The following is a 12,069-nucleotide window of genomic DNA, read 5'->3' on the forward strand; positions in this document are numbered from 1 at the left end:
GAGCGCACGGCAAGGACCTGCCGGAGCCGCTGCGTTCGATGCTGATCGGGCACATCCAGGCAGACGGCACCGACCCCATGAGGTTCCGGATGCGCGACGGCTACTACGGTGCCGAGCAATCTGCCTGACAGGACGCTGCCGGCTCCCGGGCGGGTCTCCACCAACACCGCCGTCGGCATCGCCTCCGTCTCCGGCTGCAGCACCGGGCAGGGCACCGGCATGCGCGTACGAGGCCGACACGGACAGCCCGAACGGACACCGATCAACCTGGACGGTGGCCTCAGCCGGCCCGCCTCAGCAAGCGCCAGCTCCGGTCCGGGCGTGCACGGCCGCTCCTCCCCTGCAGTCATGAACCTGGTAGCCGTAAACGTCTGGCAACCAGTCCGAGCAAGGCGAGGGGAGTACCACGCGGTTCAAGGCCGAGGAAAGCCCCACTCCCTGGATGCTGGGAGGGCCTGGGAGTCATCCGGTCAGCCTTCACGCGGAGCGGATGACGCCTCGGTGATGGACAGTGGTTTCGACTGGGAAACCCGATCGGAAAGAGGTATGGGCAAAATGACCGACGCGCCGCAGGTATCGGAGAAGCCGTCCGTCTTCCATCGGATCAAGCCTGTTCTTCACGGACCGGAAGAACCGGTGAGGCAGGAAATCATCTACCTTCCGGCCAACCTTTCTGATCTGCTGGGACTCTTTCCGAGCAGCTCAGGCCAGGACCAGCAAGTCGAAATCAGAACAGTGACCTTGACGCCCGTCGAGCTCGTACTCGCCGACGGCAGCGAAAAACCAGTGGCGACAATCAAAGACCTCAAGGTGACTGCCATGAGACAGGTCCTGGGAGAGAGCAACAGCAGGGTCGTCACCATTAACGTGACTTATCGGATCACGTCACACGGCTGGCGAACCCCTGGGACTTTCCCAGGCGAGACTCTATCGCCAATTTACATGGCCCTGTACTTCAAAGACCGAGCAGGCGGCATGGTGTGGGGGCATAATTTCTCGTTCAACCTTGAGTGCCGAATGAACAATACATTCCGCACCTACACGCACCACGAGCGCTACAATCTCGAATGGCTAAACCATTGGAAGACGACGAATAGGGAGGTTTGGGGGCTGGCCACGGTCGAATGCTAGGCCAACGCCTTCTCTCGAGCTCGGGACGCCTAGGGCCCGTCTATTTGACTTCACGTTGATCGGGCCACGTGCGAGGGTGGTGGCCATGCCGCAGCTTGGTCACCGCCTCCAGTCCTTCAGATTCACGTTGGGGCTTGCCTCGACGAGATTCGCGGCATGCCTGGAAACAGGTGGCCCAGCTCTGGAGCACGCTCTGGCGGAAAGCGCGACACTCTGCGGCAGTGCCACAACTTCCGCCAGCGGACCGGGCCCCCTACGTGATCCGGGCGCCGTCGACGAGGCGTGACCGAACTCGGGAGCCCGTCCTCTTCCTGGCCCGGGCCAGGAAGAGGGTCCGTATCGTAGACGCGAATGTTGATCGCATGTTCGGGGGTTGGGTGCGCGTCACGGATCACGCTCGGTGGGATCGGGGCTTCCCGGTGAAGTACCTCCTGGTCTGGGAGGACGAAGACGGTGTGGAACAGCTCTGGGGGAGGTGCGCGGGCGTCGAAGGGTTGTTCGTCGACCCGGTCCCGCTCCTGCGGGAGGTCCTCACCCTCCGCGGATGCAGCCCCGACGGCCTCCTGAGCGAGGTCCTGACCGAGCCCGACATCTCGTTCCGGAGCCTGGGCGACGTATGCGTCGAGGTCTGGGACGACGAGAAGTCCGTGCAGTGGTGGACTCTCGTCGATGCGGTCCTGGTGGCCCATCAGCCCCACCCCGGCGACCCGACGCGGTACGACATCGTGCTCGGCGCCGGCGTCACGAACGAGGAGAGCTTCTTCGAACTGCCTGCAACACCACGCTTCGAGCTTTTCGCGGGACCGACGGTCGCTGCTGCAGGCCAGTGCTCCGCTGTGGACGGCCTGTTCAAGCCGCGAGCGGACCCGGCCCCCGTACCGATGGAGCTGATCGGCTGCGAGGCTACGGAACCCCTGCTCGTAGGGACTCAGCGACCACGCCGGTGGACACGGAGCTGGGCCGATCTCCTGGTGCTGGATCGCCATGGCGCCGTGATGGCCTCGCGCAGCGTGGGCCTGGCCATCACCGGAGCGCGCCCGTCTGTGCTCGGCGCTGGGCTGGAAGACATAACCCTCACCGATGGCGGCGCCGATCGGCCATTTCCGACGGCCCGCCCGATCTGGGAGGAGTGGTATCAGGGCCCGCCGGCAGCCCCCAACATGTGGGCGCCGTACGACTCACAGGGCAGGGAGGCTTGGATCGACCTCACCACCCGGGCCTGGCGGGTGCCCGTGCCCCGACCGGACCTCTCCGGCGGCGAGTACCACCTCGACGGCCGCTTCGTCACGGACGTCCCCGGGCTGCACTGCGCGATCGCCGAGGCCCTGCTCGGGCCCGGCCGCTACTACGGGCGGGAGTGGAACGCCTTCAAGGACTGCCTGGGCGGTGGATTCGGAGTGGCCCCTCCTTTGACCTTGACCTGGCACGACTCCGAGGTCGCACGCCGCGCGCTGGCGGACGTTGTGGAGGATCCAGAGGGCCGGCTCTCCTACTTCGAGGAGATCGTGCAACTCCTCGAACGGCGCGGCGTCACGGTCGTACTCCGGTAGCCGCAGGCACCCGAGTGACTCGGGGACGGGGCGCCTGGCCCGGAGCGGTGGGGGCGACCTCCCCCTCCACCCCTGGACAGCCCCACTGGCCGAACCACCGCCGAGCCGGGCTTTGACCAGCTCGAAGCATGTCCGAGCCGGAGCACAGCTGCGGCGGCTCCTCTGCGTCATCCGGCCAGGACTTCAGCGAGCGTCTTCCGGTACCTACCTGTAAGCGGTTGGTGCAGTGTCTGTGCCCGTGCGCGGACCAGCGCCTGGCTGTAGCTCGGCGGGAGCCTGTCGAACACTCCCGTGGCCATCTCCACTGCCGCACCCTGATCACCATCGGCTCGCAGGCACGCAGCGGTGTCCATCGCGATCAGCGCCCGCGTCATGACCGATGGGGGATCGGTGAGGTTGAGCGCGTTGTCCTGTGCCGCGTAGGCGGAACCGGTACCCCCCCCGTTACCGTCTTCGTGGCTCCGCAAAGGGGCCTCCGGCCTTCGGGTCCGGCATGACTTCCCCCCCTTGTTGTTGATGATCCGGGGGGGGGTGGTGTCACCGGGCGCGGAGGCATCGACGGACCGCTGATGAGGGGCTTCAGCACCGGCTTCACCCGAGCCGGAAGAGCTCTCCGTAACGTGGGTGTGGCAGCTCGGTGCCGAGGCAAGGCCGGACGAAAGCGTGAGCGGAGGGGCTCGCACGTGATCGACACGAGTGACATCGATGTCTTCCTCGGCCTGGACGTCGGCAAGGGCGAACACCACGCCACCGCCGTCACCCCGGCCGGAAAGAAGGCCTTCGACAAGCGGTTACCCAACACCGAACCCAAGCTCCGCGAGCTGTTCGCCAAACTCCAGGCCAAGCACGGAACGGTGCTGGTCGTGGTCGACCAGCCCGCCTCAATCGGGGCCCTGCCGCTGGCGGTCGCGCGGGACATGGGCTGCCCGGTCGCCTACCTGCCCGGCCTGACGATGCGGCGAATCGCCGACCTCTACCCCGGCGAGGCGAAGACGGACGCGAAGGACGCGTTCATCATCGCGGACGCGGCCCGCGCGATGCCCCACACGCTGCGGGCGATCGACGGCGAGGACGAGACGATCGCCGAGCTGGAGATGATCGTCGGGTTCGACGACGACCTGGCCGGCGAGGCCACCAGGGTCGCGAACCGTCTCCACGGCCTGCTGACCCAGATCCACCCGTCGCTGGAACGGGTCCTGGGACCGCGATTGCAGCACCCGGCCGTCCTCACGTTGCTGGAACGGTTCGGTTCACCGGCCCAGATCCGCAAGGCCGGCCGGCGACGGCTGATGATGCTGCTGCGGCCGAAGGCGCCGAGGATGGCCGAGCGGCTGGTCGAGGAGATCTTCGCCGCTCTGGACGAGCAGACCGTCACCGTTCCGGGGACCGAGGCGGCCACGCTGATCGTCCCGAGCCTGGCCGGGTCCCTGGCCGCCGTCCTTGACCAGCGGAAACTGCTGGCCGCACGGATCGAAGAACTACTGGAGGCCCACCCTCTTTCGAAGGTCCTGACGTCCATGCCCGGCATCGGCGTCAGGACCGGAGCCCGCATCCTGATCGAGGTCGGCGACGGCAGCACCTTCCCGACCGCCGGCCACCTCGCCGCCTACGCCGGCCTCGCACCCGCGACCCGCAGTTCCGGGTCCTCGATCCGCGGCGAACAGCCCTCCCGAAGAGGGAACAAGCAGGTCAAGAGGGCCTTCTTCCTCTCCGCGTTCGCGGCCTTGAGCGACCCGGCATCGCGGGCCTATTACGACAAGAAGATCGCCCAGGGGAAGCACCACACTCAGGCACTGCTCTGCCTCGCCAGACGACGAGCCGACGTCCTCTTCGCGATGCTCCGCGACGGCACCTTCTACGAACCGCAACCCGTTAGGGCCGTCGCTCCGCACGCTTAGACCATGGTCAGGAGGTGATGGGGTCCCAGTAGTTTCCGCAGAAAAAACAACGGAGTGGCCCCTGACCTGGCCCGTTGCGGTGAGCGGGTTGGCTCGTTGAGCTGAACGAGTGTCGGTGGTGTGGGGAGGGGGCGGATGGCCGCGAAGGTGTTTTCCGATGAGGAGCTGGCGGGCCTGCGGTCCTTTCCGGCGATCGGCAAGGACGAGTTGATCCGCTACTTCACTCTGGCCCCGGCCGACGAGGTGTTCCTGCGGAAGTTCCTGCGTCCTCAGACGGTCCTGGGTGCGGCGGTGCAGTTGTGCACGCTGCCGTGGCTGGGGTTCGTGCCGGACGAGGTGACGACGGCTCCGCCGGCGGCGGTGGGGCGGCTGGCCCGGCAGTTCGGGTTACCGGTCGAGGTGCTGCGCGGCTACGGGACGTCCCGGGAGCAGACCCGCACGGATCATCTGCGGCAGGTGGCGAAGTATCTGGGATGGCGGCCGGCGAAGGCCCTGGAGCTCAAGGAGCTGGACGAGTTCCTGCTGGCCCGTGCGATGGAGCACGACTCGCCGAGTCTGCTGTTCCGGCTGGGGTGTGAGTATCTTCGTTCGGCGAAGGTGATCCGGCCGGGTGTGGTCACGCTGCTGGAGAAGGTCGCCGCCGCACGTACGGAGGCCGAGCGGGAGACTCACGCACGGGTGGCCCACCTCCTGACTACCGAGCGGGCCCGCGGTTTGGACGGGCTGCTGGTCTTCGATACGAAACTGCGGTCCTCGCGGCTGAACTGGTTGGTGACGGGGCCGGTGCAGGCGTCGCCGACGAGCGTGGGCGGCGAGGTCGAGAAGCTCAAATTCCTGCGCGGCCTGGACGCAGACACCCTCGACATGTCGGGGCTCCCCGCCGAACGGCGCCGCTTCCTCGCCCAGATCGGGCGCCGCCTGACCTCGCAGGCCCTGGTGCGGCGCGAGCCGAACCGGCGCCACCCGATCCTGTTGACCTTGCTCGCACAGTCCTCGGTCGACGTCCTCGACTCGGTCGTCCAGCTCTTCGACCAGACCCTTTCGGGCTCGGAGTCGCGGGCGAGGATCAAGCTGCGCGACGAGCTCGCCGAGCGGGCCAAGCTGTCGGAGGATCGGCTCGCCCTGCTGGAGGTGATCCTGCCCGTGCTGGCCGATGCGGGTATCCCGGACGAGGCGGTCGGGACGCTGCTGCGCGGGAAGATCGGCATGTCCCGGCTGCGGGCCGCGCACGCCGGGGCCACCGTGCGGCTGCCGCGCGACCATGGGCATCTACGGCTGCTGGAAGGCTCTTACACCTACATCCGGCAGTTCGCGCCGAAGGTGCTGGAAGGGGTGTGGTTCGCCGGCGGCACCGAGGCGAAGCCGCTCATCGAGGCACTTGGGATCCTGCGGGAGCTGAACGCCACCGGGGCCCGCAACGTCCCTGACGGCGCCCCGACGCTGTTCGTGCCGACCCGGTGGCAGGGCTACCTCGATGAGGCGGCGGCGAAGGGCGATGCGACCGCGTACCGGCACTACTGGGAGCTGTGCACGCTGCTCGCGCTGCGCGACGGCCTGCGGTCGGGGGACGTGTACGTGCCGGGCTCGCGCCGGTACGACAACCCGGCCGCCTACCTGTTCAAGCCCGCCCAGTGGGAGAGCCACCGGGCCGAGTTCTGCCGCCTGGTCGGCAAGAGCCCCGACTTCTCCGAGGCGCTGCCACAGGTGATGGACGAACTCGACGAGGCATTGGGCGACCTGGAGGAGGTCCTGGGGCGCGGCGACGGGCCGGTCCGCCTCAACGAGGATGGCGAGCTGGTCATCTCGCCGCTGACGGCGGAGGACATCCCCAGCGAGGCCGAGGAGCTCCACGCGGAGCTGGAGCGGATGCTGCCGAACGTGCCGATCGCCTCGCTGCTGGTGGAGATGGACCGGCACACCGGGTTCCTGGACTGCTTTGTCCACGCCGGCGGCAAGCACGCCCGTTCCCCGCAGCTCAAGAGGAACCTGATCGCCTGCCTGATCGGGCTCTCCACGAATCTCGGTCTGCACGGCATGGCCGCGTCCTGCGGCATCCTCTACGACGTGCTGGCGTGGACCGCGGAGTGGTACATCCGCGAGGAGACTTTGCGCGAGGCGAACATCGTCCTGGTCAACTACCACCACAAGCTGCCCATGACCTCCGCGTTCGGCTCCGGCACCCTGTCATCCTCGGACGGGCAGCGGTTCCCCACCCGGGGCAAGTCGATCACCGCCCGGCACCTGAACAAGTACTTCGTCCAGGAGGGCATCTCCACCTACACCCACGTCTCCGACCAGCACTCCACGTTCGGCACCAAGGTCATCGTGGCCACCCACCGCGAGGCCCACTACGTGCTCGACTAGATCCTCGGCAATGCCACCGACCTGCCGATCACCGAGCACGCCACGGACACGCACGGGGTGACCCTGGTCAACTTCGCCCTCTTCGACCTGGTGGGCAAGCAGCTCTCCCCGCGGATCCGCGATCTGGGCAAGATCACCCTCTACCGGATGGGCGCGAAGGCCGAGTACGAGGAGCGGTTCCCGACCGCGGGGCCGCTGCTGACGAAGAAGGCCAACCTCGACCTGGTCGCGGACCACTGGGACGACCTGCTCCGCCTCGCGGGGTCGCTGAAGTACGGGCACGCCACCGCCTCCCTGATCGTCGGCAAGCTCTCCGCGTCCTCCCGGCAGAACGCCCTGGCCGCCGCACTCAAGGAGTACGGCGCGATCCGGAGAACGATCTACGCCGCGAAGTACCTGTCCGATCCCACCTACCGCAGGAAGATTGCCCGGCAGCTGAACCGGGGCGAGTCCCTCCACGCCCTGCGCCGCCAGCTCCACTATGCCCGCGAAGGCAAGGTCACCCGGCGTCAGCCCGAGCAGCAGAACGAGCAAGCGTGGTGCCTGACCGTCGTGACGAATGCTGTGGTCTGCTGGCACACGGAGTACCTCAGCCTGGCCGTGGACGAACTGCGCGGCGCCGGCCGCGAGGTGGACGCCGAGGTGCTGGCGCACATCTCCCCAGCCCGCAGCCAGGTGGTCAACTACTACGGCTCCATCACCGTCGATTACGAACATGAGCGCGCCCAGCTCGACGAGCAGGGACACCGGCCACTGCGGACCGTGGCCACGGACGAGCCCGGCGCCGGGCTGTAGCCCGTACCAGGGCCGGGGCCAGCTCACGTCCGCGGCGGCAGCCCGTTCGGAACGGCGCAGAGGCATGCCGGGCAGCCGTGGCGGGGCCTGTTCTCGCGTAGTCGTTACGGGCGCGCCGGGGCGGCGGTACGGTCGCAGGATCGAAGGTGCGAGCGAGGGGGCGGGGATGCTGGAAGCAGCGTTGGCGGCACTGGCTGCGGCGGGCGGCACTGCGGTGGTGCAGGCTGCGGGCACCGACGCGTGGAACGGGTTGCGGTCTAGGGTGGCCCGGCTGCTGGGCCGGGGGGACCAGACACGCGAGTACGTGGAGCTGGAGCGCCTGGACCAGACGGCCACCGCTCTGCAGGCTCTGGAACCAGCAGAGGCGGAACGGATGCGGATCCGGCAGGAGGCGTCCTGGCAGGCCCGCTTCGAGGCGCTGCTGGAGAGTGTGAGCGACGTGGAGGAACGCGCCCGGCTTGCCGACGCGCTGCGCGACCTGGTAGCCGAGCACAGCGCGCACACGGGTGGCGGGGGTGCCGTCACGGGCAACACCTTCCACGGCCCTACCGCGATCCAGACCGGGAACGCCAACCGGCAGGACAACCATTTCGGGACCGGGTCCTGAACAGCCCTGCCGGCAACCCCGCGCACGGACCCGGGAGCGTCGGGAACACCTTCCACGGCCCCACCGCGAACCAGTACGGCGACCGCAACACGCAGAACAACTACTTCTCCCCCACGCGACCACCGGCCGTCTGGCCGCACCAGGTCGGCGTCATCCCGCCCCCGGCGCAGTCCTTCCAGCACCGCGCCGAGATGCAGCGGCTGCGGGCCGCGGTGGAGGGTGGGGGCACGGCGGTGCTGTGCCAGGTCCTGACCGGGATGGGCGGAGTGGGCAAGACCCAGCTCGCCGCCGACTACGCACACACTGCCTGGGAGACCGGCGAACTGGACGTACTGGTCTGGATCACTGCGAGCACCCGCACCGCCATCGTGACCGCATACGCCCAAGCCGGCGTCGAGCTGTGCCAGGCCGACCCCGCCGACCCGGAGCAGGCCGCGAAGTCGTTCCTTGCCTGGCTCACGCCCAAGGCTCGAGCGCAGACGTGCCGGTGGCTGATCGTCCTGGACGACGTCGCCGATCCCGCCGATCTGCACCTACTGTGGCCACCTGCCGGCCCGCACGGCCGTACCCTGGCCACCACCCGCCGCCGTGACGCCGCTCTCACCGGGGAAGACCGCCGCCGGATGGACGTCGGCCTGTTCACCGAGGCCGAAGCCGCCGCCTACCTCACCGCCTGTCTGGCCGCGCACGGCCGCCAGGAACCCGACGACCAGCTCACCGCCCTGGCATCCGACCTCGGACACCTCCCCCTGGCCCTCTCCCAGGCCGCCGCCTACATCGTCGACACCGGCCTCGCCTGCGCCGCCTACCGCGCTCGCCTCGCCGACCGCACCCGTCAGCTGTCCGATCTCCTTCCGGAGCGGGGGACTCTGCCGGACGACCAGCCGGCGCCTGTCGACGCCGCCTGGTCCCTGTCCGTGGACCGCGCCAACCAGTTCCGCCCCGCCGGCCTGGCCCGCCCCATGCTCCACCTCACAGCGATGCTCGACCCCAACGGCATCCCGGACACGGTGCTGACCAGCGAACCGGCCCTCGCCCACCTCACCGCCCACCGTGACAGTCCCGTCCAGAACCCGGCCACGGTGACCGCTGAGGACGCGGCGGACGCACTGCGGGCCCTGCACCGCCTGAGCCTGATCACCCACACGCCCGGCATCCCGCACCACGCCGTGCGCGTTCATGAGCTCATCCAACGGGCCATGCGCGACCAACTCACCCCCGACAGGTTCGACCGACTCGCCTACACGGCCGCCGACGCCGTATTCGCCTCCTGGCCCGCCACCGACCGCAACGCCGGCCTCGCCCAGGCCCTACGCGCCAACACCACAGCCCTGACCACGCGCGCGGGAGGCGCTCTGTACCGGCCGAACGCCCATGTAGTGCTGTTCCGCACTGGACGGAGTCTCGGCGAGGCCGGCCAAGTGGCCGCCGCCATCGAACACTTCTGTTATCTCACCGACACCGCCACCCGCCATTTGGGACTGGACAGCCCCTACGCCCTGGCCGCCCGGTACAACCTCGCCCATTGGCGGCGGGAGGCGGGGGATCCTGTGAGGGCGGCCCGCGACCTAGCTGTTCTGGCGGCAGATCAGGTGCGCGTGCTGGGTCCGGACCACCCCGACATCCTGAACACCCGGGGTGCCTTCGCCCATTGCCTGGGAATGGCAGGGGATGTGGTCCGTGCCGAGCAAGAAACCCGCATCCTGTTGGCAGAACGTATCGTGGTGTTGGGCCCGGACGACCCCAGCATCCTGTCCACCTTGCGCGACCTCGTCCATTGGCAGGCGATGGCAGGGAATACGGCCAAAGCCGCGAAAACAACCGCCATCGTGTTAAATCAACAGGTCCAGGTGCTGGGCTTGGATCACCCCGACACCCTGATTACTCGTGGCACCATCGCCCATTGGCGAGGAGTAGCGGGGGATGCGGCCGGGGCAGCCGACGAACTCGGCGCCGTGTTGGAAGATTTCCTGCGAGTGCTCGGCCCAGACCACCCCCACACCCTGGTTACCCTGTCCAACCTCGCCCATTGGCGAGGAGTAGCGGGGGATGCGGCCGGGGCAGCCGACGAACTCGGCGCCGTGTTGGGAGACTCTCTGCGGGTGCTCGGCCCGGACCATCCCCAAACCCTAGCCATCCGGTCAAATATCGCCCATTGGCAGGGGGAAGCAGGGGATGCGGCCGGGGCCGCGCAAGCACTCGCCGTACTGCTGGAGGACTTGCTGCGGGTGCTGGGACCGGACCACCCCCACACCCGGGCAACCCAGCGCAATATCCCTGGGTGGATGAAGATTGCGGCGGCTTCTGCCGGTGAACGGTAACGATCGTTCGCGTTACACGAAGATCGACATGATGTTCCCGCAGGTCACGAATGTAACGCTTCCCGTGTACGCGCCTACGTAACGCCTTACCCCGTTCGCGATACGGTTCGGACATGAGAATCGGCGCCGCCCGCGTATCGACCAGGGATCAGCACCCCGAAGCCCAGCAGGACGCCCTCCGCGCAGCCGGCTGCGAGAAAGTCTTCACCGACAAGGCGAGCGGCAAGCTTGCCCGCCGCCCGGAGCTCGACAAGGCCCTCCTCGTTGCCCGCGAAGGCGACCAGCTCGTCGTGACCAAACTTGACCGGCTCGGCCGCTCGCTGGAGAACCTGATCGAGCTATCCAAAGACCTTCAGTCCCGCGGGGTCGACCTGGTCGTCCTCGATCAGGGCATCGAGACCTCCACCGCGGTCGGGCGGATGTTCTTCCAGATCCTGGGTGCGGTAGCCGAGTTCGAGCACGCCCTGATGTCGGAGCGGACGATCGACGGTCTGGAATCCGCCCGCGCCCGGGGTCGCACCGGCGGGCAGAAGCCCAAGCTCGGCCCCCGCCAGGTGAAGCTCGCACGTGAGATGTACGACTCCGGCTACTACACCGTCCAGCAGATCGCCGACGAATTCGGCGTCACCCGCCCCACCATCTATCGCCACTTGGACAAAGCCCTGCCCCAGCAAGCCGCAAGCACCCCGTAGTCCCAGGATCACTGCAGCTCAGGGGCTACTCCGTTGTTTTTTCTGCGGAAACTACTGGGACCCCGTGATCCGTGGGGCCGTAATCGATCTTCCAGTCGGCATAGACCCCCGCGGCACCGTCCTTCTGGCACCGCAGCCCAACGGTCACCCAGCGGACCGATCCGTCGTCGGACAGGGAGAACGCGACCGCGGCCTCGAACTCCTCACTCCCGCACGGGCAGCAGGCCTCGCCCGGATCCGCGTCCTCCCAGAACTCCTCGCTATCCGCGATGAACGCGCGGACGCCGCAACCAGCGCACACCCGCTCGGCTCCGCCCTCGACATCGTCAACGAGCACGAAGAACACGCGCCCGCCGCACCCGCCGCAGACGGAAGGAACGATCTTCACCGGACGGCCGTCATCAGCGTTCCGGAGAAACACCGCGAGCTCCGCAGAGACACCCTCGCCAACCTGATCATCAGCATGCACAGGCACATCGTTCCAGACGCCCCAACCAGGACCCGACCACCTTGACCAAAGACATAGGGGCCCCCGTAACCGAAGCCCCGGCCCACGAATCGGAGCATCTCCACTCCCACGCCTTCTTCACGGTTGGGGTGTAGTTCGGCGACGGCCTGCTGCATTCACAAGGGGACCCCATGAAGGCGCATCCACTGCCTCTCTTCACAAAACGTCACGCAGGAAATGCGGGGGCGCCGAACAAGCGCCCC

7 protein-coding genes and 1 pseudogene are annotated in these 12,069 nt (G+C 68.0%); 7 read left to right on the forward strand and 1 reads right to left on the reverse strand.

The features are described from left to right. Positions 1-555 precede the first annotated feature (555 nt). The 7 genes and pseudogenes from ACWGDE_RS11870 (at position 556) to ACWGDE_RS11900 (ending at position 11,358) form a co-directional block, all read left to right on the forward strand. Positions 556-1,131 carry a hypothetical protein gene (locus ACWGDE_RS11870; protein WP_453388828.1) on the forward strand — a complete coding sequence of 192 codons (576 nt, stop codon included), beginning with the start codon at positions 556-558 and terminating at the stop codon, positions 1,129-1,131. Positions 1,132-1,550: 419 nt separating this feature from the next. Continuing rightward, positions 1,551-2,681, forward strand: coding sequence for a barstar family protein (locus ACWGDE_RS11875; protein ID WP_453388829.1), 1,131 nt, complete (start codon positions 1,551-1,553; stop codon positions 2,679-2,681). A gap of 683 nt (positions 2,682-3,364) precedes the next feature. Beyond that, positions 3,365-4,579, forward strand: coding sequence for an IS110 family transposase (locus ACWGDE_RS11880; RefSeq protein WP_453388830.1), 1,215 nt, complete (start codon positions 3,365-3,367; stop codon positions 4,577-4,579). A gap of 135 nt (positions 4,580-4,714) precedes the next feature. Then, positions 4,715-7,738, forward strand: a pseudogene (locus tag ACWGDE_RS11885) (Tn3 family transposase). Positions 7,739-7,904: 166 nt separating this feature from the next. Continuing rightward, positions 7,905-8,345: a hypothetical protein gene (locus ACWGDE_RS11890; RefSeq protein ID WP_453388831.1), complete on the forward strand. Its 441-nt coding sequence runs from the start codon at positions 7,905-7,907 to the stop codon at positions 8,343-8,345. 152 nt (positions 8,346-8,497) lie between these two features. Continuing rightward, positions 8,498-10,666 (forward strand): FxSxx-COOH system tetratricopeptide repeat protein, encoded by a 2,169-nt coding sequence (gene fxsT / locus ACWGDE_RS11895; protein WP_453388841.1) that lies wholly within the window; start codon positions 8,498-8,500, stop codon positions 10,664-10,666. Between the two features lie 113 nt (positions 10,667-10,779). Beyond that, the gene (locus tag ACWGDE_RS11900; RefSeq protein ID WP_453388832.1) at positions 10,780-11,358 is read left to right on the forward strand and encodes a recombinase family protein; all 579 of its coding nucleotides are present in this window, start codon (positions 10,780-10,782) and stop codon (positions 11,356-11,358) included. A 25-nt stretch (positions 11,359-11,383) separates the two neighbouring features. Here ACWGDE_RS11900 and ACWGDE_RS11905 read toward each other — a convergent pair whose 3' ends face one another. Then, positions 11,384-11,827: a hypothetical protein gene (locus ACWGDE_RS11905; RefSeq protein ID WP_453388833.1), complete on the reverse strand. Its 444-nt coding sequence runs from the start codon at positions 11,825-11,827 to the stop codon at positions 11,384-11,386. Between the last annotated feature and the right edge of the window lie 242 nt (positions 11,828-12,069).

Source organism: Streptomyces sp. NPDC054956 (assembly GCF_053609185.1).

Excerpts from the sequence above, each read along its gene's own strand:
- ACWGDE_RS11870 (WP_453388828.1), top strand. The coding sequence starts at position 556 with ATGACCGACGCGCCGCAGGTATCGGAGAAGCCGTCCGTCTTCCATCGG.
- ACWGDE_RS11890 (WP_453388831.1), top strand. The coding sequence starts at position 7,905 with ATGCTGGAAGCAGCGTTGGCGGCACTGGCTGCGGCGGGCGGCACTGCG.
- ACWGDE_RS11900 (WP_453388832.1), top strand. The coding sequence starts at position 10,780 with ATGAGAATCGGCGCCGCCCGCGTATCGACCAGGGATCAGCACCCCGAA.